At 67.5% G+C, this 21,442-nt stretch carries 18 protein-coding genes; 11 read left to right on the top strand and 7 right to left on the bottom strand.

The window, feature by feature from the left end; all coding sequences use genetic code 11:
• Nucleotides 1–320 precede the first annotated feature (320 nt).
• From C1925_RS13745 to cysS, 3 genes are read right to left on the bottom strand one after another with little or no spacing between them, the layout of a single operon-like run.
• Complete coding sequence (locus C1925_RS13745) at nucleotides 321–1,568, bottom strand: MFS transporter (protein WP_108769380.1); 1,248 nt, start codon at nucleotides 1,566–1,568, stop codon at nucleotides 321–323.
• On the bottom strand, nucleotides 1,565–2,017 hold the full coding sequence (locus tag C1925_RS13740) for a SufE family protein (RefSeq protein ID WP_108769379.1): 453 nt from the start codon (nucleotides 2,015–2,017) through the stop codon (nucleotides 1,565–1,567). Before C1925_RS13740 ends, C1925_RS13745 begins: the two co-directional genes overlap by 4 nt.
• A gap of 55 nt (nucleotides 2,018–2,072) precedes the next feature.
• A complete protein-coding gene (cysS, locus tag C1925_RS13735; RefSeq protein ID WP_108769378.1) occupies nucleotides 2,073–3,449 on the bottom strand; it encodes a cysteine--tRNA ligase in 1,377 nt (458 codons plus the stop codon).
• Between the two features lie 189 nt (nucleotides 3,450–3,638).
• Between cysS and C1925_RS13730 the strand changes: the two genes are divergently transcribed.
• The 11 genes from C1925_RS13730 (at nucleotide 3,639) to C1925_RS13680 (ending at nucleotide 14,991) form a co-directional block, all read left to right on the top strand.
• Nucleotides 3,639–4,202 (top strand): hypothetical protein, encoded by a 564-nt coding sequence (locus C1925_RS13730; protein WP_108769377.1) that lies wholly within the window; start codon nucleotides 3,639–3,641, stop codon nucleotides 4,200–4,202.
• 336 nt (nucleotides 4,203–4,538) lie between these two features.
• Nucleotides 4,539–5,549 carry an N-acetylornithine carbamoyltransferase gene (locus tag C1925_RS13725; RefSeq protein ID WP_108769376.1) on the top strand — a complete coding sequence of 337 codons (1,011 nt, stop codon included), beginning with the start codon at nucleotides 4,539–4,541 and terminating at the stop codon, nucleotides 5,547–5,549.
• A 119-nt stretch (nucleotides 5,550–5,668) separates the two neighbouring features.
• Nucleotides 5,669–6,865, top strand: coding sequence for an argininosuccinate synthase (locus tag C1925_RS13720; protein WP_108769375.1), 1,197 nt, complete (start codon nucleotides 5,669–5,671; stop codon nucleotides 6,863–6,865).
• Nucleotides 6,866–6,952: 87 nt separating this feature from the next.
• A complete protein-coding gene (locus C1925_RS13715; protein ID WP_108769374.1) occupies nucleotides 6,953–8,041 on the top strand; it encodes an acetylornithine deacetylase in 1,089 nt (362 codons plus the stop codon).
• Nucleotides 8,042–8,065: 24 nt separating this feature from the next.
• Entirely contained in the window at nucleotides 8,066–9,394 is a 1,329-nt protein-coding gene (locus tag C1925_RS13710) for an acetylglutamate kinase (RefSeq protein WP_108769373.1), read from the top strand.
• A 5-nt stretch (nucleotides 9,395–9,399) separates the two neighbouring features.
• Entirely contained in the window at nucleotides 9,400–10,002 is a 603-nt protein-coding gene (locus C1925_RS13705) for a GNAT family protein (protein WP_108769372.1), read from the top strand.
• Complete coding sequence (gene argC / locus C1925_RS13700; protein ID WP_108769371.1) at nucleotides 9,999–10,952, top strand: N-acetyl-gamma-glutamyl-phosphate reductase; 954 nt, start codon at nucleotides 9,999–10,001, stop codon at nucleotides 10,950–10,952. The genes C1925_RS13705 and argC overlap by 4 nt, the downstream gene beginning before the upstream one ends.
• A gap of 47 nt (nucleotides 10,953–10,999) precedes the next feature.
• On the top strand, nucleotides 11,000–12,295 hold the full coding sequence (gene argH / locus C1925_RS13695; RefSeq protein ID WP_108769370.1) for an argininosuccinate lyase: 1,296 nt from the start codon (nucleotides 11,000–11,002) through the stop codon (nucleotides 12,293–12,295).
• The gene (locus C1925_RS13690) at nucleotides 12,295–12,558 is read left to right on the top strand and encodes a YciI family protein (protein WP_108769369.1); all 264 of its coding nucleotides are present in this window, start codon (nucleotides 12,295–12,297) and stop codon (nucleotides 12,556–12,558) included. The genes argH and C1925_RS13690 overlap by 1 nt, the downstream gene beginning before the upstream one ends.
• 10 nt (nucleotides 12,559–12,568) lie before the next feature.
• The gene (gene proB, locus C1925_RS13685; protein ID WP_108769368.1) at nucleotides 12,569–13,726 is read left to right on the top strand and encodes a glutamate 5-kinase; all 1,158 of its coding nucleotides are present in this window, start codon (nucleotides 12,569–12,571) and stop codon (nucleotides 13,724–13,726) included.
• A complete protein-coding gene (locus C1925_RS13680; RefSeq protein ID WP_108769367.1) occupies nucleotides 13,723–14,991 on the top strand; it encodes a glutamate-5-semialdehyde dehydrogenase in 1,269 nt (422 codons plus the stop codon). Before proB ends, C1925_RS13680 begins: the two co-directional genes overlap by 4 nt.
• A 454-nt stretch (nucleotides 14,992–15,445) precedes the next feature.
• Here the strand turns inward: C1925_RS13680 and pgaD are convergent, their stop codons facing one another.
• The 4 genes from pgaD to pgaA are packed head-to-tail and all read right to left on the bottom strand — an operon-like array spanning nucleotide 15,446 to nucleotide 21,125.
• On the bottom strand, nucleotides 15,446–15,937 hold the full coding sequence (gene pgaD / locus C1925_RS13670) for a poly-beta-1,6-N-acetyl-D-glucosamine biosynthesis protein PgaD (protein ID WP_108769365.1): 492 nt from the start codon (nucleotides 15,935–15,937) through the stop codon (nucleotides 15,446–15,448).
• Nucleotides 15,934–17,187, bottom strand: coding sequence for a poly-beta-1,6-N-acetyl-D-glucosamine synthase (gene pgaC, locus C1925_RS13665; RefSeq protein ID WP_108769364.1), 1,254 nt, complete (start codon nucleotides 17,185–17,187; stop codon nucleotides 15,934–15,936). Before pgaC ends, pgaD begins: the two co-directional genes overlap by 4 nt.
• 1 nt (nucleotide 17,188) lies before the next feature.
• Nucleotides 17,189–19,084: a poly-beta-1,6-N-acetyl-D-glucosamine N-deacetylase PgaB gene (pgaB, locus tag C1925_RS13660; protein WP_108769363.1), complete on the bottom strand. Its 1,896-nt coding sequence runs from the start codon at nucleotides 19,082–19,084 to the stop codon at nucleotides 17,189–17,191.
• A 1-nt stretch (nucleotide 19,085) separates the two neighbouring features.
• The gene (gene pgaA, locus C1925_RS13655; RefSeq protein ID WP_108769362.1) at nucleotides 19,086–21,125 is read right to left on the bottom strand and encodes a poly-beta-1,6 N-acetyl-D-glucosamine export porin PgaA; all 2,040 of its coding nucleotides are present in this window, start codon (nucleotides 21,123–21,125) and stop codon (nucleotides 19,086–19,088) included.
• Between the last annotated feature and the right edge of the window lie 317 nt (nucleotides 21,126–21,442).

The following is a 21,442-nucleotide window of genomic DNA, read 5'->3' as shown; positions in this document are numbered from 1 at the left end:
CTATCCTGTAGAGCCGACTGCCAGTCGGCTGGCTCTTCGCGCCGTTCCCTGATTCGCCGAGGAGCGCAGGACACCGGTGCGCAGCGCCGGCTCGCGGATGGCGGCGTGTTTCTTTGGTGACTTTCTTGATGGCGCACATCCCTGTGCGCCACCCTTCGGGCCGGCTTCGCCGTTCCGCACTGCTCCTGCAGTGCGGTGCACGAGCAAAGAAAGTTACACCCCACCGCGGTCGCGGAAAGAGTCCGCCGGGCGCGGCCCGGCGCTACCGGTGCGTGGGCGCACGGAAATGCGCAGCCGAGCATCGGCTCGGCTCTACAGAATCACTGCAGGTCGCGCAGATTCAACTTCCGCAGCGTCGGGTTCTTCCACGCGGTGATCCCGGCCACGCTCAGCACCGCGAACCCGCCCAGCACCACTGCTGGCACGAGGCCCAGCAGCTTGGCCATCGTGCCCGCGTAGAACGCGCCCAGCTCGTTGGACGAGCTGATGAAGATGCCGTTGATCGACGACACCCGCCCGCGCATTTCCTCGGGCGTGGCCAGCTGCAGGATGGTCGACCGCACCACCACCGAGACGCCGTCGAAGGCCCCGTAGAACAGCAGGATCAGCGCCGACAGCCAGAAGTGCTGGGACAGGCCGAAGCTGACCACGCACAGGCCGAAACCGGCCACGGCGAACAGCAGCACGCGGCCAGCGTTCTTCTGCAGCGGGTGGCGGGCCAGCCACAGGCCGACCGCGATCGAGCCCAGCGCCGGTGCCGCGCGCAGGATGCCCAGGCCCTCGGGGCCGTAGTGCAGGATCTCCTGCAGGAAGGCCGGCAGCATCGCCACCACGCCGCCCAGCAGTACGGAGAACATGTCCAGCGCCATCGCGCCGACCATGATGCGGTTGCCGACGACGAAGCGGGCGCCCTCGGCGATGCTCTTGAAGATCGGTGCGGCCGGGCCGTCGTGCACCGGTTCGCTCACCTTCAGCGTGGCCAGGCAGCCCATCGCCACTACCGCGAAGGCGGTGGCCACGCCATAGGACAGGCCCTTGCCGCCCCAGCCGACCAGGATGCCGCCCAGCGCCGGGCCGACCACCATGCCCGACTGGAACACCACGCTGCCCAGGCCGGCGCCGCGGGCGAACTGGCTGCGCTCCAGCACGCGGGCAAACAGCGCGTTGTAGATGGGCGACAGGAAGGCGCGGACCATGCCGGTCAGCGCGATGGCGGCATAGATCGGCCACACGCCCTGGAACGGCAGCCAGCCGGTGGCCACGCCGGTCAGCACCACCGCGGTGGCGACCAGGCCGGCGCAGGCGACCATACCCAGCCGACGCCGCGGCAGGTGGTCGACCAGGTAGCCGGCAAACGGCGCCACGCAGAAGAACGGCAGTACCTCGGCCAGGCCGACCAGGCCCAGCGAGAACGGATTGCGGGTGACTTCGTAGATGTGCCAGCCGACGGTGACGGCCACCACCTGGTAGGACAGCATCGCGAAGATGCGGTAGGCCAGCAGCTTGGCAAAGCCCGGCCGGCCCAGCAGGGCCAGCGCGCCTTCGTCTCTGGTGGCGGCCGCGGTCACGGCTGTTCGCGCTGCAGCTGGGCCTGCGCGGTCTCGCGGATGAAGGCCAGCATGGCCGCCACGCCGTTGCTGCGGGTGGGCGACAGGTGGCGGGCCAGGCCGATGTCCTGGATGTAGCTCGGTTCAGTGTCCAGGATCTCCTGCGCCGAGCGCCCGGAATACACGCGCAGGGCCAGGAAGATCAGGCCGGAGACGATGGCCGAATCACTGATGGCGTGGAAGCGCAGCGACTGCGCGTTGCCCTCGGGCACGATCCAGACCATCGACTGGCAGCCGAGCAGGCGGTGTTCTTCGGTCTTCCATGCATCGGGGAAGGCCGGCAGCTTGCGGCCGAGGTCGATCAGGTACTGGTAGCGCTCGGACCAGTCGCCGAAGAAGGCGAATTCCTCGGCGATGGCGGCCTGGGCTTCGGCGGCGGTGGGTTCAAGCGGGAACGGGGAGTCGGTCACAACGGTCTCTACAGTGGGGGCGTGTCCGGACGCGCCGGCCACGGGGCAGGGCGGGTCAGGCGCGCTTTCGCACCCAGCGCACGCCCTGCGGGGTGTCTTCCAGAACGATGCCCTCGGCGGCCAGCTGGTCGCGGATGGCGTCGGAGCGGGCGAAATCACGGGCCTGCTTGGCGGCGGCACGCTCGTCGATGAGCGCCTGGATGCGCGCATCGTCGTCGCCTTCGCTGGCCGCGGTGCCGAACCACTGCGCCGGTTCGGCCTGCAGCAGGCCCAGGGCCAGGCCGGCGCCGAGCAGTTCGCCCTTCAGGCGCGCGCGTTCGGCCGGGTCGGTGGCGCGGCGCGCCTCACCGGCGATGCGGGCCACTTCGGCCAGCGCCTGCGGGGTGTTCAGGTCGTCGTCCAGGGTCGCCTCGACGGCCGCCGGGATCGCCGCCGTGGCGGTGACGTCGGCCAGGTCGCGCAGGGTGCCGTACAGGCGGTCCAGGGTGCGCGCGGACTGTTCGATGAGTGCGTCGGACCAGTCCAGCGGCTGCCGGTAGTGGGCTGACAGCAGGGCCAGGCGCAGCGCCTCGGGCGGGTGCTGGCGCACCAGATCGTGCACGCGTTCGATGTTGCCCAGCGACTTGCTCATCTTGGCGCCGCCGAAGTTGAGCATGCCGTTGTGCATCCAGAAGCGGGCGAAGATCCTGCCGCCGTGGGCGCATTCGCTCTGCGCGATCTCGTTCTCGTGGTGCGGGAACTGCAGGTCCACGCCACCGGCATGGATGTCGATGGTCTCGCCCAGGTGGGCGGCGGCCATCGCCGAGCATTCGATGTGCCACCCCGGGCGGCCACGGCCCCACGGCGATTCCCAGCCGGGCAGGTCGTCGCTGGACGGCTTCCACAGCACGAAATCGCCGGCATCGCGCTTGTACGGGGCCACCTCGACGCGGGCACCGGCCAGCATTTCCTCCGGATCACGGCGCGACAGCTTGCCGTAGCCGTCGAAGCTGGCCACCGCGAACAGCACGTGGCCCTCGGCGGCGTAGGCATGCCCGTTGGCGATGAGCTGCTCGATCATGGTGATGATCTGCGGCATGTGCGCGGTCACCTCCGGCTCGATGTCCGGCGGCACCACGCCCAGCGCGGCCATGTCTTCACGGTAGGCGGCGGCGAACTTGTCGGTGATGGTGCTGATCGGCACGCCCTGCTCACGCGCGGCGTTGTTGATCTTGTCGTCCACGTCGGTGATGTTGCGCGCGTAGCGCAGGCCACCGAAACGGCGCCGCAGCAGGTCGGCCAGCACCCCGAACACCACCGGGCCACGGGCGTTGCCGATGTGCACGTAGTTGTAGACCGTCGGGCCGCACACATACAGGGTCGGACAGGCCGGGTCGATCGGGGTGAACGGTTCGAGCTGGCGAGTCAGGTTGTTGTGCAGGCGCAGGGTCATGGGGCTGTGGCTGGGGGACAAGCCTGTGATTTTAGAACGTGTCGGGCCCCAATGGGGGGATGGCCGACGGCCGCCGGGCGGGGCAGGGGGGGCGCCGAGGGGTGGGCAGGAACTGCGCGGACGGGTAATGTTCAGCCCCTGCCGGTCGTCACTGCCTACACTATCGCCGTGCCCTTTCTTCCATCGCCAATGAAATCCACCGCGTTGCTGACCCTGGCCTGCCTGTCGGCGGCGCCGGTCGTGGTCCAGGCCCAGGAGGCCGAACCCCGCAACCGCGTGGTGATCGTGGAGAACGTGAAGTTCGACTACGCCCAGGTGCTGAACGTCGAGCCTGTGTTCCAGACCCTGCGCGCGACCCGGACCGAGGAGCACTGCGAGCCGATCTCGACCCGCACCCTGGCCCCGGTCAACGTGACCGGCGAGGAGCCGGTGGAAGACAAGGGCCGGATCGGCCGCTTCTGGGACTCGGTGCGCTCGATGTTCAAGCGCAGCGACGAGGAGGCCGCCCAGGAGGTGGCCGCCGAGAATCCGACCCCGGCCCCGGCCAACAACGGCCCCATGCTGACCCGCGACTGCAAGATCGTGCCGGTCGGGCGTGAGTTCCGCCGGCCCATCGCCTATGACGTGGACTACGTCTACAAGGGCACCAAGTACCGCTCGCGGCTGCCGGAAGACCCCGGCAACCGTCTGAAGGTCCGGGTCTCGATCACCCCGTGGGTGGGCCCGGAACAGGCCACCGCCGGTACCCCCTGATCTGCCTGGCCGCAGGGTCTTGCGCCGACCCCGCCCCCATGCAAAGATAATCGACCATGAAGCTCACCGACTTCCAGCACGACAGCAGCGCCGCCCGCCAGGCCACTGGCATGACGTCGCGTGCCCGTCGACCGGAACCCCACATCCTCGCTGGGTAACCGGAGCTTTCTGCTGTTCGTCCGATGAAAACCCAGCCTCCCGGCTGGGTTTTTTCGTTTCCGCGCTTCAAAAATGCATGTTCCGAAAGCTTCATCTGCAACTTTTTCGTCCCACCCTGTTTCCCTGTTCTCCCTTCCACCGCGTCGAACCACCGGCGCCGCCACGCAAGGAAAGATGATGTCCCCCAAGCACTTCCTGAACACCCAGGACTGGAGCCGCAGCGATCTTGACGCGCTGCTGACCCAGGCCGCGCTGTTCAAGCGCAACAAGCTCGGCGACCAGCTCAAGGGCAAGTCGATCGCGCTGGTGTTCTTCAACCCGTCCATGCGCACCCGCACCAGCTTCGAACTGGGCGCGTTCCAGCTCGGCGCCCACGCGGTGGTGCTGCAGCCGGGCAAGGATGCGTGGCCGATCGAGTTCAACCTCGGCACGGTGATGGACGGCGACACGGAAGAGCACATCGCGGAAGTGGCCAAGGTGCTGGGCCGCTACTGCGACATCATCGCCGTGCGTGCGTTCCCCAAGTTTCAGGACTGGGCGTACGACCGCCAGGACATCGTCCTCAACAGCTTCGCCAAGTACTCGCCGGTGCCGGTCATCAACATGGAGACCATCACCCACCCGTGCCAGGAACTGGCCCACGTGATGGCGCTGCAGGAACACTTCGGCACCCAGGATCTGCGCGGCAAGAAGTACGTGCTGACCTGGACCTACCACCCCAAGCCGCTGAACACCGCCGTGGCCAACTCGGCGCTGACCATCGCCACCCGCATGGGCATGGACGTGACCCTGCTGTGCCCGACCGCCGACTACATCCTCGACGACCGCTACATGGGCTGGGCCGAGCAGAACGTCGCCGAGAGCGGCGGTTCGCTGAAGATCAGCCATGACATCGACAGCGCCTACGCCGGTGCCGACGTGGTCTACGCCAAGAGCTGGGGCGCGCTGCCGTTCTTCGGCAATTGGGAGCCGGAAAAGCCGATCCGCGACCAGTTCAAGCACTTCATCGTCGACGAACGCAAGATGGCGCTGACCAACAACGGTGTGTTCAGCCACTGCCTGCCGCTGCGCCGCAACGTGAAGGCCACCGACGGCGTGATGGATTCGCCGCAGTGCATTGCCATCAACGAAGCCGAGAACCGCCTGCACGTGCAGAAGGCGATCATGGCTGCGGTTGCCGGGCGCTGATTCAAACAAGGGTAGAGCCGACCGTTGGTCGGCTGCTCCCCCCGCGGCGCATTCAACATTCCAGCCGACCAACGGTCGGCTCTACCGAATTCCCATCCCCCCAAGTGGACCTGATTCCCATGAGCAACAAAGACGTCGTTCTCGCCTTCTCCGGCGGCCTGGATACCAGCTTCTGCGTGCCCTACCTGCAGGAGCGCGGCTACAACGTGCATACCGTGTTCGCCGATACCGGCGGCGTGGATGATGAGGAGCGCGATTTCATCGAGAAGCGTGCCGCCGAGCTGGGCGTGGCCAGCCACCAGACGGTCAACGGTGGCCCGGCCATCTGGGAAGGCTTCGTCAAGCCGTTCGTGTGGGCCGGCGAAGGCTACCAGGGCCAGTACCCGCTGCTGGTCTCCGACCGTTACCTGATCGTCGATGCCGCGCTGAAGCGTGCCGCCGAACTGGGCACCAACATCATCGCCCACGGCTGCACCGGCATGGGCAACGACCAGGTCCGCTTCGACCTGGCCGTGAAGGCCCTGGGTGACTACCAGATCATCGCGCCGATCCGCGAGATCCAGAAGGAACACACCCAGACCCGCGCCTACGAGCAGAAGTACCTGGAAGAGCGCGGCTTCGGCGTGCGCGCCAAGCAGCAGGCCTACACCATCAACGAGAACCTGCTGGGCCTGACCATGTCCGGCGGCGAGATCGACCGTTGGGAAGCCCCGGGCGAGGGTGCCCGCGGCTGGTGCGCACCGCGCAGCGAGTGGCCGGAACAGGCCCTGACCGTGACCCTGAAGTTCGTCGAAGGCGAAGCCGTCGAACTGGACGGCAAGGCACTGCCGGGCGACCAGATCCTGGCCCAGCTCAACAAGCTGTTCGCCCCGTACGGCGTCGGCCGTGGCGTCTACACCGGTGACACCGTGATCGGCCTGAAGGGCCGCATCGTGTTCGAGGCCCCGGGTCTGGTCTCGCTGCTGGCCGCGCACCGCGCGCTGGAAGATGCCGTGCTGACCAAGCAGCAGAACCGCTTCAAGCCGGACGTGGCACGCAAGTGGGTGGAGCTGGTGTACGAAGGCTTCTACCACGACCCGCTGAAGACCGACATCGAGGCTTTCCTGCAGTCCTCGCAGGCCAAGGTCAACGGTGAAGTGGTGCTGGAAACCCGTGGTGGCCGCGTCGACGCGGTGGCCGTGAAGTCGCCGCACCTGCTCAACACCAAGGGTGCCACCTACGCGCAGTCGGCCGACTGGGGCGTGGAAGAGGCCGAAGGCTTCATCAAGCTGTTCGGCATGAGCTCCACCCTGTATGCACAGGTGAACCGCGGTTGACCTGTGACGGTAGTGCCGGCCGCTGGCCGGCATTCACCACCGACATCGTTGCCGGCCAGCGGCCGGCACTACCAGGATTGTTGATTCATGCTTGAACAGACGCTCGATCACCTGCAGGCCCTGGTGTCCTTCGACACCCGCAACCCGCCGCGTGCGATCACCACCGGTGGCATCTTCGATTACCTGCGCGCGAACCTGCCCGGGTTCAACGTCGAGGTGATCGACCACGGTGCCGGTGCGGTCAGCCTGTATGCCGTGCGCGGTACGCCGAAGTACCTGTTCAACGTGCACCTGGATACCGTGCCGGACTCGCCGCACTGGAGTGCCGACCCGCACGTGATGCGCCGCCTGGACGACCGCGTGGTCGGCCTCGGCGTGTGTGACATCAAGGGCGCGGCCGCTGCGCTGGTGGCCGCGGCCAACGCCAGCGATGGCGACGCCGCGTTCCTGTTCTCCAGCGACGAGGAAGCCAACGACCCGCGCTGCATCGCCGCGTTCCTGGCCCGTGGCCTGCCGTACGAAGCAGTGCTGGTGGCCGAGCCGACCATGAGCGAGGCCGTGCTGGCCCACCGTGGCATCAGCTCGGTGCTGATGCAGTTCGCTGGCCGCGCCGGCCATGCCTCGGGCAAGCAGGATGCGGCGGCCAGTGCATTGCACCAGGCCATGCGCTGGGGCAACCGCGCGCTGGATCATGTGGAATCGCTGGCCTCGGCGCGTTTCGGCGGCCTCACCGGCCTGCGCTTCAACATCGGTCGCGTCGAGGGGGGCATCAAGGCCAACATGATCGCCCCGGCCGCGGAAGTGCGTTTCGGCTTCCGCCCGTTGCCGTCGATGGACATCGATGCGCTGCTGGCCACCTTCGCCGGTTTTGCCGAACCGGACGCTGCGCTGTTCACCGAAACCTTCCGTGGCCCCAGCCTGCCGGCCGGTGACATCGCCGAAGCCGAAAACCGCCGCCTGCTGGCGCGCGACGTGGCCGATGCGCTGGAGCTGCCGATCGGCAACGCGGTGGACTTCTGGACCGAGGCCTCGCTGTTCTCGGCCGGTGGCTACACCACGATGGTGTTCGGCCCGGGCGACATCGCCCAGGCGCACACCGCCGATGAGTTCGTGACGCTGGACCAGCTGCAGCGCTACACCGACGCCGTGCATCGCATCATCACCGCCGGCGCCTGATACCTACCTTCTGACGAAACCGAAATGTCTCCTGCCCTCCAGCCCCACCGCCAGACCCGCCAGACCATCGTGCGCCTGCTTTCCAGCATGGCCAGCGCGAAGGAGATCAGCCAGTACCTCAAGCGTTTCTCGCAGCTGGACGCCAAGCGCTTCGCCGTGGTCAAGGTCGGCGGCGCGGTGCTGCGCGATGATCTTGAAGCGCTGACCTCCTCGCTGTCGTTCCTGCAGGAAGTCGGCCTGACCCCGATCGTGCTGCACGGCGCCGGCCCGCAGCTGGATGCCGAACTGTCGGCCGCCGGCATCGAGAAGCAGACCGTCAACGGCCTGCGGGTGACCTCGCCGGAAGCGCTGGCGATCGTGCGCCGCGTGTTCCAGCAGTCCAACCTGCGCCTGGTCGAGGCCCTGCAGCAGAACGGTGCGCGCGCCACGTCCATCACCGGCGGCGTGTTCGAAGCCGAGTACCTGGACGTGGACACCTACGGCCTGGTCGGTGAAGTGAAGCGGGTCAACCTGGCCCCGATCGAGGCCAGCCTGCGCGCCGGTTCGATCCCGGTCATCACCAGCCTGGGCGAGACCGCCGGCGGCCAGATCCTCAACGTCAACGCCGATTTCGCCGCCAACGAGCTGGTGCAGGAACTGCAGCCGTACAAGATCATCTTCCTTACCGGCACCGGCGGCCTGCTGGACGAGTCGGGCAGCGTGATCGATTCGATCAACCTGTCCACCGAATACGACCACCTGATCGCGCAGCCGTGGATCCACGGCGGCATGAAGGTGAAGATCGAGCAGATCAAGGATCTGCTGGACCGCCTGCCGCTGGAATCGTCGGTGTCGATCACCCGCCCGGCCGACCTGGCCAAGGAACTGTTCACCCACAAAGGCTCGGGCACGCTGGTGCGCAAGGGCGAGAAAGTGCTGCGCGCCACCGGCTGGGACGAACTGGACCTGCCGCGCCTGAAGGGCCTGATCGAATCCAGCTTCGGCCGCACCCTGGTGCCGGATTATTTCGAGAAGACCAAGCTGCTGCGCGCCTATGTCAGCGAGAACTACCGCACCGCGGTCATCCTCACCGACGAAGACGAAGGCGTGTACCTGGACAAGTTCGCCGTGCTCGATGATGCGCAGGGCGAGGGCCTGGGCCGTGCGGTCTGGAACGTGATGCTGGAAGAAACCCCGCAGCTGTTCTGGCGCTCGCGCAACGGCAACCCGATCAACCACTTCTACTACGCCGAATCCGATGGCTGCTACAAGCAGAACACCTGGAAGGTGTTCTGGTTCGGCGCCGATGGCATCGACCGCATCAGGACCTACGTCGACCACTGCGCCGCGCGCCCGCCGAGCCTGAAGGACTGAGCGCGATGAACCACGCCGATGCCTGGTCCACCGTACCCACCCTGCGCGGCCAGCACGTGATGCTGGAGCCGCTGCAGGTTGAGCATGTGCCCGGCCTGGCCGCGGCGCTGCAAGGCAGCGGCCTGGACCAGCTCTGGTACACCCAGGTGCCGTCGCCGGAGCGGGCAGGGCACTACGTTCAGGCCGCGCTGGACGTGCAGGCCGAAGGCAAGGTGCTGCCGTTCGTGATCCGCGATGCGGCCGGCGTGATCGTCGGCAGCACGCGGTTCTATGCGCTGGAGCCGGGCGTGCCGCGGCTCAGCCTCGGCTACACCTGGTACGCCCCGCGCGTGCAGCGCACCGGGGTCAACACCGAGGCCAAGCTGCTGTTGCTGCAGCACGCCTTCGAGACCCTGGGCTGCATCAGCGTGGTACTGGAAACCAGCTGGTTCAACCACACCTCGCGCGCCGCCATCGCCCGCCTGGGCGCGAAGCAGGACGGCGTGCTGCGCAACTACACCCGGCATGCCGACGGCACGCCGCGCGACACCGTCATCTTTTCCATCATCGACGCGGAATGGCAGGGCGTGAAGCGCCACCTGCAGCACCGCCTGGACCATCACGCATGAACGATTCGACTTATACCCTGGGCATCGTCGGTGCCCGCGGCCACACCGGCGCCGAGCTGATCAAGCTGGTCGCCGCGCACCCGCGCCTGCAGCTCGCCTTCGTGTCCTCGCGCGAACTGGACGGCAAGCCGCTCGCCGACCATCACCCGGAGTACACCGGTGAGCTGCACTACGAAAACCTGGACGCCGATGCTGTGGCTGCCAAGGGCGTGGACGCGGTGATCCTGGCCCTGCCCAATGGCCTGGCCGCACCGTTCGTGGCCGCCATCCAGGCTGTCAGGCCGGAGACCGTGATCGTCGATCTGTCGGCTGATTACCGCTTCGACGGCCAGTGGTACTACGGCCTGCCGGAACTGACCCGCGGCCGTTACCAGGGCCAGAAGCACATCAGCAACCCGGGCTGCTACGCCACCGCGATGCAGCTGGCGATCCACCCGCTGCTGGACCTGCTGGCGGGCCCGCCGCAGTGCTTCGGCGTCTCCGGTTACTCCGGCGCCGGCACCTCGCCCTCGGACAAGAACAATCCCGAGCTGCTGGCCGACAACCTGATGCCGTATTCGCTGACCAACCACATGCACGAGCGCGAAGTCTCCGCGCAGCTGGGCGTGCCGGTCGAGTTCATGCCGCACGTGGCCCCGCATTTCCGTGGCATCACCCTTACCGCCAACCTGTGGCTGAACCGCGCGCAGACCCGCGAGCAGATCGTCGAGCGCTTCCAGCAGGCCTACGCCGGTGAGCCGCTGGTGGAGATCGTGGACGAAGCGCCGTGGGTCAGCCACATCGCCGGCCGCCATGGCGCGCAGGTCGGTGGCTTCACCCTGGCCCCGGGCAACAAGCGGGTGGTGGTGGTGGCGACCCTGGACAACCTGCTCAAGGGCGCGGCCACCCAGGCCATGCAGAACCTCAACCTCGCGCTGGGCATCGACGAACTGACGTCGATCCCGCACTGACATCGCCGCACTGACATCGCTTAGTTACCGCATTCCCGGAGCCCCCCATGGCAGACCTTCTTTGGCAGAAGCCCGGCGTCGCCGTCGACGCCCAGATCCAGACCTTCCTCGCCGGCGATGACGTGATCCTCGATCGCGAATTCTTCCTGCACGACATCGCCGCCAGCGCCGCGCACGCGCAGGGCCTGCAGCACATCGGCATCCTCAGCGCCGACGAGCTGGAAGGCCTGTTGCGCGAACTGGAGGTGCTGGCGCAGGACTTCCGCGCAGGCCGCTTCGTGCTCGATACGCAGTACGAGGATGGCCACTCGGCCATCGAAGCGCGCCTGACCGAGCGCCTGGGCGATGCCGGCCGCAAGATCCACACCGGCCGCAGCCGCAACGACCAGATCCTGGTCGCCACCCGCCTGTGGCTGAAGGAAAAGCTGCAGCGCGTGGCCCAGCTCAGCGCCGAAGTGGCCAAGGTCGCGCTGGACCGCGCGCAGGCCGAGAAGGACCTGCCGCTTCCCGGCTATACCCATATCCAGCGCGCCGTGGTGTCCTCGGCGGGCATGTGGTGGGCCGGCTGGGCCGAGGCCTTCATCGACAACGCCGTGCGTGCGCGTGATACCCATGCGCTGGTCGACGCCAATCCGCTGGGCACTGCCGCCGGTTACGGCGTGAATCTGCCGCTGGACCGCGAACACACCACCGCTGCGCTGGGCTTTGCGCGCATGCAGATCTCGCCGATCTACGCGCAGCTGTCGCGCGGCAAGTTCGAGCTCGCCGCACTGGAAGCGCTGGGTGGCGCCACCCTCGACCTGCGCCGCATCGCCTGGGATCTTTCGCTGTTCACCAGCGCCGAGTTCGGTTTCGTCGCACTGCCGGCGCAGTACACCACCGGCAGTTCGATCATGCCGAACAAGCGCAACCCGGACGTGATTGAACTGATGCGCGCCACCCACGCCAGCGTCGCTGCCGCACGCACCGAGATCGAGCAGCTGCTGTCGCTGCCGTCGGGTTACCACCGCGACCTGCAGTCGTCCAAGGGCGCCATCTTCCACGGCTTCGGCCGCGGCCTCGCTGCGCTGGAACTGCTGCCGGCGCTGCTGGCAAACCTGGAATGGCGCGACGACAAGCTGCGTGCGGCGATCGATTCGGGCATGTATGCCACCGACGTGGCGGTGGAAGCCGCCGTGGCCGGCGTGCCGTTCCGTGAGGCCTACAAGGCCGCTGCCGCCGGTGCCGACAGTGCAGGGCAGGGCCGCACGCCGGAAGGCAGCCTGGCGGCGCGCGTGTCGCCCGGTTCGGCCGCCGACCTGCGCCTGGATGAGCTGCGCACGCGCTGGCAGGCGCTGGCCTGATGGCGGGCATCGTCTATCTGGTGCTGGCGATGCGCCGGCCCGACTTCAACGCCGCCGCCGTGCAGCCGCACCTGGATTTCCTCGATGCGCTGCGCGAGCGCGGCCAGCTGCAGCTGACCGGTGGCTTCAGCGATGGCACCGGCGGCGCCTACCTGCTGTGCAACGTAGGCAGTCTGGCCGACGCCCAGGCCATCGTCGCCACCGATCCGCTGGTGACGATGCAGGCCTCGCAGCTGACCGTGCACGAATGGAACACCCGCTGAGGCGCACCTGATGACACTGCACGCCACCCACGTCGCCTCGCCGTTCCCCGAACAAGCGCTGCCGCCGTGGCGGCGTGCCGTGCTCAAGGTCGGCAGCAGCCTGCTGGCCGCCGATGGCGGTGGCCTGTCGCCGCGCCATGCGCTGGGCCTGGCCCAGTTCGTCTCGGCCAATGTGCTGGCCGGCCGCGAGGTGGTCATCGTCTCGTCCGGCGCGGTCGCCGCCGGCCGCGCCATCCTGCCGCGTGCCGATGAGCCCGGTGCGGCGATGGCCGCGCGGCAGGCCCTGGCGGCGCTCGGCCAGGCGCAGCTGATCGGTCTCTGGCAGCGCTTCTTCGAACGCCCGGTGGCGCAGGTACTGTTGACCCATGACGACCTGCGCAACCGCCGCCGTTACCTCAATGCGCGCGCCACGCTGACCGAGCTGCTGCGCCTGGGCGCGTTGCCGGTGGTCAACGAGAACGACACGGTGTCGGTGGACGAACTCAAGCTGGGCGACAACGATAATCTCGCTGCCACCGTGGCCGCGCTGGTCGATGCCGATGCGCTGTTCATCGCCACCGACATCGACGGGCTGTACAGCGCCGACCCGCGCACCGTCGCCGACGCGCGCCCGCTGCACGACGTGCCCGAACTGGATGACGCGGTGCTGGCGATGGCCGGCGGTGCCGGTTCGCGCGCCGGTACCGGCGGCATGCGCACCAAGCTGGAAGCCGCGGCCAAGGCCGGCCGGCTCGGTATCGAAACCTATCTGTTCAACGGCCGCAGCGGCGACGTGGTGCGCGCATTGGCACAGGACCGTCTGTTCGGCACGCGCATCCACGCCGCGCGTAGCCGCGAGGCCGCACGCAAGCACTGGCTGCGTCACGCACCGCTGGCCGAAGGCGCGATCCTGGTCGATGCCGGTGCCGCGCAGGCGATGCGCGAGAAGGGCGCCTCGCTGCTGCCCGGCGGCATCACCGGTGCCGACGGCGATTTCCGCCGCGGCGACATGGTGCAGGTGTGCTGGAACGCGCCACAGGGACGCCTCTGCGTCGCCCGTGGCGTCAGCCAGTACGCCGCCGATGACGTGCGCCGCATCGCCGGCCGCCATTCGCGCGACATCCAGGCCGTGCTCGGCTACAACTACGGCGGTACCGTCGTCCATCGCGACGACCTGGTGCTGCCATGACCGGACTGCAGGACACCCCCATGAGTGAGATCGAAGCGCAGGCACGTGCCTGCCGTGACGCGGCCCAGGTGGTCGCTGGCCTGGACAGCGCCGCACGCGGCAAGCTGCTGCAGGCCATGGCCCAGGCACTGGAAATGAACGCCGGGCTGATCCTGGCCGGCAATGCCCGTGACCTCGCCGCTGCACGCGAGAAGGGCGTCGGCAGTGCGATGCTCGACCGCCTGGCACTGGATCCGGCGCGCCTGTTCGCGATGGCCGAGGCCGTGCGCGAAGTAGCCGCGCTGCCGGACCCGGTGGGGCAGGTGACCCGCGACGACGTGCGCCCCAACGGCATCCGCGTGCAGAAGGTGCGCGTGCCGCTGGGCGTGATCGCGATGATCTACGAAGCGCGCCCGAACGTGACCGCCGAAGCCGCCGCGCTGTGCCTGAAGGCCGGCAACGGCGTGATCCTGCGCGGTGGCTCGGAGGCGATCCAATCCAACACCGCCATCGCGCAGGCACTGGCCGCGGCGATGCAGGCCAACGGCGTGCCGCCGGCCGCGGTGACCGTGCTGACCGACCTGCGTCGCGAGGCCATGCTGGAGCTGCTGCAGCTGCACGAACTGATCGACCTGGCCATTCCGCGTGGTGGCGAAGGGCTGATCCGTTTCGTGGCCGAGCACGCGCGCGTACCGGTCATCAAGCACTACAAGGGCGTCTGCCACCTGTTCGTCGATGCCAGCGCCGACCTGGACAAGGCCGTTGCCCTGCTGGTGGATGGCAAGTGCAGCCGCCCGGCGGCCTGCAATTCGCTGGAGACCCTGCTGGTGCACCGCGACGTTGCCGAGGCGTTCCTGCCGCGCGCGGCGCAGGCGCTGGGGGAACGTGGCGTGCAGCTGCGTGCCGACGAACGCGCGCAGCCGCTGCTGCCGGGCAGCACGGCCGCCACCGATGAGGATTACGCGGCCGAGTTTCTCGATCTGGTGCTGGCGGTGCGCGTGGTCGACGATCTCGACGCGGCCATCGCGCATATCCGCACCTACACCTCCGACCACACCGAAGTGATCGCTACCGAGGACACGGCCAATGCCGAGCGCTTCGTCAACGCACTGCGCTCGGCGGTGGTGATGGTCAATGCGTCTTCGCGCTTCTCCGATGGCGGCCAGCTGGGGTTGGGCAGCGAAATCGGTATTTCCACCACGCGCCTGCATGCCTATGGGCCGATGGGATTGGAAGCGCTGACGGTCGAACGTTTCGTGGTGCGCGGCGAAGGCCAGACGCGGTAGGTGTCGCCCTTGGTCGACAGTAGATCCACGCCATGCGTGGATGATTCATTCGGTATCTGACAGATTTCATCCACGCATGGCGTGGATCTACTGGAACGGGGTCCGGCCTTGTGGATCCACGCCATGCGTGGATGCGTTTCGATTTCAATTCGAAAAATTCGATTCCGATTGAGATTCATCCACGCATGGCGTGGATCTACTGGCCGGGACCCGACCCCAGATTAATTTCGATATCTGACAGATGTGCCGACCAACGGTCGGCACCCACCAACAGCCGCCGTTGCCAACAGCCGCGTGAACCTGTCGAAGGCGGGGCACTGTGGGTTTGCGGGGACGCCGTAAACCCACAGTGCCCCGCCATCCCTCGGAATGCCGCTCTGGCTTTTGAAGTTGACGTTGCCGTTGATTGAAGCAGGTGCAGGGCTGCAAGCCCTGCAAAAACAACACCCAGCCCTTACAACAGCGGCTGCCGCGTCATCCCCACCGGCCGCGCGTTGTCATCCATGTGCAGCGTCACCGCCTTCGCATTCATCAGCTGCTCGGCCAGCGCATCGCTGGCACCCAGCGCATGCGCGATGTCCTCGCGGCTGGAATCCTCGCGCGGCGCGCGCCGTTCCCTGCCGCCAAACCGATAGCGGTTGTATTCCGCCCAGGCGATCAGCAGCAGCGAACAGCAGACCAGGATGACCGGCAGCGCGATCATCACGAACGGATCCACATGCTGGCTGTGCTGGTACAGCTGCACGTAGGCCAGGTGCCCGCCCAGCAGCCAGGACACCAGGGTCACCAGCGGTGCCCACAGGTAGAAGTAGAAACCCCAGAATGCCAGGGTCACGAAGCCCCAGGCCGTGCGCTGCAGGCGCGGCTGCTGGCGCGACTTCTGGATCAACCGCGAATCAAAGCGGTTGGACGACTTTTTTTCGCTCGTGCCACGTACGGCGTTCATCGGATCCCCCGGTCAGGGCTGACCCAGGTGGCACGCTTGCCACGGCGCTTGAACAGCGTCTTCGGCAGCGCCACCAGGGTGGTGAACAGGCTGATCAACCAGTACGCCATCGGGTACCAGATGACCCAGAAGTAGTTGCGTCCAATGTGGGTTTCGTAACGACGGTCGATGATCAGGCTGCTGGCGAACTGCAGCAGGCAGACCAGGGCCAGGATCACGCCGTGCCACTGCGGCAGCAGCGTCTCGATGTACAGCGGGGCCGGCAGCGGCATGAACTTGCCCAGCGCCCACAGCACCACGATAAGCAGCATGGTGTACGCCCAGAACACGCTGAGGATGTACTCCAGCAGCACGCCCCACATGCGTCGCTTGCGCCAGCTGAACAACGACGAGCCGTGCCGCAGCAGCACTTCCACGCCGCCCTGGGCCCAGCGCAGGCGCTGCCGCCACAGTCCCTTCAGCGTCTCCGGCATCAGGATGAAGCACAGCGCGTTGGGTTCGTAGCGGATGTCCCAGTGGTCCAGCTGCAGGCGCCAGCTGATGTCGATGTCCTCGGTCACCATGTCGTCGGCCCAGTAGCCGATGCGGTGCAGGGCCGTGCGGCGGAACGCGGCGATCACCCCGGACACGGTGAAGATGCGCCCGTACACGCGCTGCGCGCGCTTGATCATGCCGATGATCGAGGAGAACTCGGCCACCTGCAGGCGGCCGAGCAGGGTGGAGCGGTTGCGGATGCGCGGGTTGCCGGTCACCGCGCCGACGCGCGGGCCGCTGGTCAGGTGCCAGACCATCCAGTGCATGGCGAACTCTTCCAGCATCGCGTCGCCGTCGATGCACACCAGGTACTCCGAGCGCGAGGCGAGGGCGCCCATGCGCAGCGCATTGGCCTTGCCCAGGTTGCGGTCCAGGTGCACCACGCGCAGGCGCGGGTGCAGGGCGGCCAGCGCGTCCAGGCGGGCACCGGTATCGTCGCTGCTGCCATCGTTGATGGCGATCACTTCGAAATCCGGATAGCGCTGCGCCAGCGCGGCGCCGATGGTGTCGTCCAGGTTGTCCGATTCGTTGTGGCAGGGAATCAGCAGCGTGGCGAACGGGTAGCTGTCCATCGGCGGCGGATCGTTGCGCGGTCGCGACTTCCGCTCGCGGCGGAAGAAGTAGTACAGGCCGCCTGACATCCAGAAGAACGCCATCACCATCGGGTAGAAGAAGGCGAACTGGAACAGGGCATACAGCCAGGGGCTCATGTCCATGTCACTTCTCCGGGTACGGGAAGTTGCGCGCGGACATCGCGGCGCGCGCGTCCGTGGTCGACGGCTTGTCGGCGATGAAATCGTCCGGGTACCACGCGAAATGGCGCACGCCCTGTGCCTGCAGCCGGCGGACCTGCGCGCGCAGGCGCTGGCCGCTGATCGGCGTCTGCGTGCGCCAGTCCACGGTCTGCAGCTCGAACATCGTGTGCTTCAGGTCGGGGTCGTGCGCGCGTACCGCCGTGACCAGGCGGTCGAGCCAGCGCTCGGGGTGCTTGCTGCCTTCCATCCACGGCATCGCCATCAGCGCGGTGCGGTCATAGGCCTGGTTGAACAGGTCCAGGCGCTGGGCGAACCAGCTGGCGCTCTGCGGTTCCAGCACCGGCTGCGCGTACAGGTTGCGCACGGTGCCCAGCTTCGGCCGCCAGCGCTGGGCGGTGTCGCGCAGCTCCAGGGTGAAGTCGATCAGTGCCTGGGTGCGGCCGCCATCGGCGCCTTCCTGCGGCAGCTGTGCCAGCTCGGTGTCGCGTACATAGGCGTCGTCATGGAACAGCAGGCCTTCGAAGTACGAATTGATCGCCAGGTCTTCGTAGATGTCCTTGATGATCTGCCGCGCCTGCGGCTTGGTGAAGTCCAGCCGGTACATGCCGTCGCGTTCCGGGCTGGCGATGCTCAGCGCGGTGCGCTGCGCTGCATCCGGCAGCTCATAGCCGAGCACCGGCAGCCAGGCATAGACCTTCACCCCGGCACGGGTCTTCAGCTGCCAGGCCACGCGGTTGAACAGGTCCGCGCGCATCGGCATGTGGCGGTTGGGGAAGTACAGCGCGTCGGCCGTGTTGTTGCCGTCGGGATCGGCGAAGGCCTGCAGGTAGACGTGGGTCGGGCCCACCTTCTTGACGCGGTCGATCAGCTTGTCGAGGTTGCGTGCCAGCTGTGCCGGGTCCGGGTCGTAGACCGCATCCATGTCGATCTGCAGCGCACGCGTGCCATCCAGGCTGACATTGCGGCGCAGCTCGAAGGCCAGCGAGCTGACGTTCGGGTTGTTGGTCACCAGCAGGCGGGCCAGGCCGTGCAGGTCGGACGTGACCGGCGTGCTGCGGCCTTCCAGGTCGAACGACACCGGCATGCCCAGTTGTTCGGCGATGTCGTTGCTCAGCTTGTTGTAGGCCGCATACGGCCACACGATCGCCTTCGGGGTGACGCCCAGCTCCTTCTGGATGCGCTTGACGCTCAGCGCGAGATCGTCGCGCAGGCGCTTTTCGTACTGCTGCGCGGTCTCATAGTGCTGGGTCTGCGGATCGTAGGTGCGGGTGATCACCGCCGGGGTCTGGTTGCCCTGCGGGTTGGACTGCACGCCGTGGTGCTGGTTGTCGGTATGGCTGGCAAGTTCGATCAGGCCGCTGGACTGCATCTCCCGCAGCTGATCCCAGGTCAGGAAATCATCGTGGCCGAACGGGCGGTAGCCGTAATCGATGGTGCGGCCCGGGGCCATGTCGACGTAGTCGGTGATCACCGCCACCAGCGCGGGGTAGTTGTAGGCACGCAGCAGCGGATAGACGCGGCTGTAGACGCTGCGCAGGCCATCGTCGAAGGTGAGCAGCACCGGCCGCGGCGGCAGCTGGGCTTCGCCGCGCGAGGCCTTGATCAGCTGCGACAGCGAGATCGGGTGGTAGCCGTGCGCGCTGAGCCAGTCCAGGTGCGCAGCGAAGTTCTGCGTGCTGACCGCGTAGGCATCGGCATCGCCCTTCTCACGCACATCGTCGCGGATGTCGTGGTAGCTCAGCACCAGCAGGCCGTTGTCGGCCGAATCCAGGTCGCGCTCCTGGGCAGCGGCCGGCAGGGCCAGCAGCACCAGTCCCAGCAGCAGCACGGTCATCAGGTTTCGAAGCATCCGTTCCATCTCACTCTCCCCAGCGCAGCGCGGCATCGAAGCCGATGTGACGTTCACGTTGGCCGTCGTAGACCGGCCGCGACCAGCTCACGCCGTACTCGAAGATCCTGCCCTGGCCGAACTGCCATTCATGGCGGTAGGCCACCGTGGGAATGAGCGAGCTGCCGAAGCCTTCCTGCCAGTAATCACCCAGCGACACCGTCAGGCGGTGGCGGAAGTGGCGCTCGTAGTGACGCCACAACTGCTGGTCGATGCGCAGGCCGATCTCCACCGAGCGGTCGCGCGAAGGATTGAAGTAGGGCACGTCGTCGCGCGAGCCGCGGCTGGTGTAGAGGCTGCCCAGGCCATCGATGACCACGCGTGGGCGGGTCAGCAGGCGCTGCTCGATCGCAGTGTTGAGGGTGTCGCGGCGGTTGCCGTCGTCGTAGCGGAACTGGCTGCCGCCCAGGCTCCAGTGGGTGAGCTCGTTGCGGGTGTAGTCGACGGCCACTGCCATGCTGTCGGCAGTGATGCCCGACACGCGCGCCTGCATCGAGGCTTCCGGGTCGTTGCGGGCGGCGGTCACGCCGGCGTGCCACTGGTCGTTGAACTGCCAGCCGAAGCCGCCGCGCAGGCCGGTGTCGCCGATGCTGTCATTGGGCCGCACCACGGCGGCCTCGGCATCGACGCGGCCGAAGCGGTAGCGCGCACCGGCGCCGATCCACAGGGGATTGATCTTCTGGTCCTGGAACGTCACCGAGCGCCGGTCGGCGAAGGCGAACAGGCGCCAGCGGTCATCGAGGATGGGCGAGGCCACTTCGGTGCCGTAGTGCAGGTCGTCGTTGCCCAGCGGCGAGCTGCCGCCGCCGCCGGAACTGCGGCCGCCTTCCACGGTAGCCTGCAGCTGCCAGCCGCGGTGCGCACGCCAGTCACGGTCCATGCGCTGGACCGAGGGCTGGTTGGGGTAGCGCTCGAGCAGATCGTCATGCAGCGGCCGCGCGAGGTCGTCGCGCTGCAGCTGCACGTAGGATTCGTACATGCCGATCCGCGGCGAGACATCGCGCGGGTCGAGGGTGTAGGCCATCTGGTGGCGTTCGAGTGCCCGCCGCGGCCAGCCGCGCATCTGGTACACGCTGCCCAGTGCGGTCTGCAGCCCGCCATTGCCGGGCCCGACATCTACCAGGGCCTCCAGCTCGCGCTGCGCGGTGGACAGGTCGCCGCTGTAGGCGCGGATCATCGAAAGGTTGAGGTCGGCCTCATAGCGCGCCCAGTTGGCGTACGGGCTCTTGCCGCCGCCCCAGCGCCATGCCGGCTCGTCCTTCTGCCACGTCTGCAGGTAGCCGATGGCCTTCTCGGCCTGCTCGGTCTCGAGGTAGGCGTAGGCCAGTTCGGAACGCGACTGGAAACGCGACGGATCGTTCTTCACTGCCGCTTCCAGCAGCGGAATGGCCTCGTCCGGGTGCTGGGTGGCCATCATCGAATCGCCGACCGCAGGCAGCACGTAATCGGGCAGGGCATGGCCCTCCTGCTGCAGGGCGCGCGCTTCATCGCGCACCTGGGCATGGCGGGACAGGCGGTTGAGCAGGATCAGGCGGTCCATGCGGATGCGCAGCGGCGCCTGCGCCAGCGGCGTGCCGTCGCGCTGCACGTACTGCTCCATTTCCGCCAGGGATGCTTCGGCTTCGTCCAGGCGGCCGTCTTCGCTCTGGCCGTAGGCCAGGCTCCAGTTCACCCGCTTGGCGATGTAGTTCGCTTCCAGGCGCGCCTTCTGGTCGGCATCGAACAGCTCAGGCCGCGCCTGGTACAGGCGCCAGGCGCGGTCGGCATTGCCGATGTCGCCCAGGGTCAGGACCTGCAGCTTGTACAGCAGCGGGTCGTTGGGCTCCTGCAGCTGCGAGCGCTCGATCGCGGCCAGCGCATCCACCCAGCGGGCCTGGTCGCGGTAGTGGCCGATCTCGGCCATCCGGTCAGCGCGGCTGGCACTGGCCGGCGGCGAAGCAGCATGGGCCCCGAACGCCAAGGCGGCGCAGGCCAGGCCGACGCAGAGCGCCAGCGGACGATGGACAATCATGAAACCCCCTTAGCGTCCCTTCAACGATGTGCTGAAAAGTGTGACGCACATCACATGCCAACTGTATCCGACCCCACCCCACGGCGGCCAGTGCCTCCCTTTACAGCTAAGACGCAACAGTCCCGCCAGACCGGTCAAGCGCATGGCAACTCCCTGACAACCAAGCATTTTTCAGGTATTTCAGCGAGCCATGAAGCACCCGCCGGACGCCGTCGCGCCCTGACCCGGGGTAGAGAGCCGCCCAGAAGGCCAGCCCCTCCGCGTCATGATTGGACACCCTACGTCAGCAGATGCCGAAGCGATGTGTAGAAGCCTCG

This window comes from Stenotrophomonas sp. SAU14A_NAIMI4_5 (assembly GCF_003086795.1).
In the GTDB taxonomy this organism is placed as follows: domain Bacteria; phylum Pseudomonadota; class Gammaproteobacteria; order Xanthomonadales; family Xanthomonadaceae; genus Stenotrophomonas.
The sequence above is the reverse complement of the archived record's forward strand: the minus strand, read 5'-3'. Positions and strand labels throughout refer to the sequence as shown.

Coding starts and splice junctions, on each gene's coding strand:
- C1925_RS13720 (WP_108769375.1), top strand. CDS start 5,669: ATGAGCAACAAAGACGTCGTTCTCGCCTTCTCCGGCGGCCTGGATACC.
- C1925_RS13680 (WP_108769367.1), top strand. CDS start 13,723: ATGACCGGACTGCAGGACACCCCCATGAGTGAGATCGAAGCGCAGGCA.
- pgaA (WP_108769362.1), bottom strand. CDS start 21,125: ATGATTGTCCATCGTCCGCTGGCGCTCTGCGTCGGCCTGGCCTGCGCC.
- C1925_RS13705 (WP_108769372.1), top strand. CDS start 9,400: ATGAACCACGCCGATGCCTGGTCCACCGTACCCACCCTGCGCGGCCAG.
- proB (WP_108769368.1), top strand. CDS start 12,569: ATGACACTGCACGCCACCCACGTCGCCTCGCCGTTCCCCGAACAAGCG.
- C1925_RS13690 (WP_108769369.1), top strand. CDS start 12,295: ATGGCGGGCATCGTCTATCTGGTGCTGGCGATGCGCCGGCCCGACTTC.
- pgaB (WP_108769363.1), bottom strand. CDS start 19,084: ATGGAACGGATGCTTCGAAACCTGATGACCGTGCTGCTGCTGGGACTG.
- cysS (WP_108769378.1), bottom strand. CDS start 3,449: ATGACCCTGCGCCTGCACAACAACCTGACTCGCCAGCTCGAACCGTTC.
- argC (WP_108769371.1), top strand. CDS start 9,999: ATGAACGATTCGACTTATACCCTGGGCATCGTCGGTGCCCGCGGCCAC.
- argH (WP_108769370.1), top strand. CDS start 11,000: ATGGCAGACCTTCTTTGGCAGAAGCCCGGCGTCGCCGTCGACGCCCAG.
- pgaC (WP_108769364.1), bottom strand. CDS start 17,187: ATGGACATGAGCCCCTGGCTGTATGCCCTGTTCCAGTTCGCCTTCTTC.
- C1925_RS13715 (WP_108769374.1), top strand. CDS start 6,953: ATGCTTGAACAGACGCTCGATCACCTGCAGGCCCTGGTGTCCTTCGAC.
- C1925_RS13730 (WP_108769377.1), top strand. CDS start 3,639: ATGAAATCCACCGCGTTGCTGACCCTGGCCTGCCTGTCGGCGGCGCCG.
- C1925_RS13725 (WP_108769376.1), top strand. CDS start 4,539: ATGTCCCCCAAGCACTTCCTGAACACCCAGGACTGGAGCCGCAGCGAT.
- pgaD (WP_108769365.1), bottom strand. CDS start 15,937: ATGAACGCCGTACGTGGCACGAGCGAAAAAAAGTCGTCCAACCGCTTT.
- C1925_RS13710 (WP_108769373.1), top strand. CDS start 8,066: ATGTCTCCTGCCCTCCAGCCCCACCGCCAGACCCGCCAGACCATCGTG.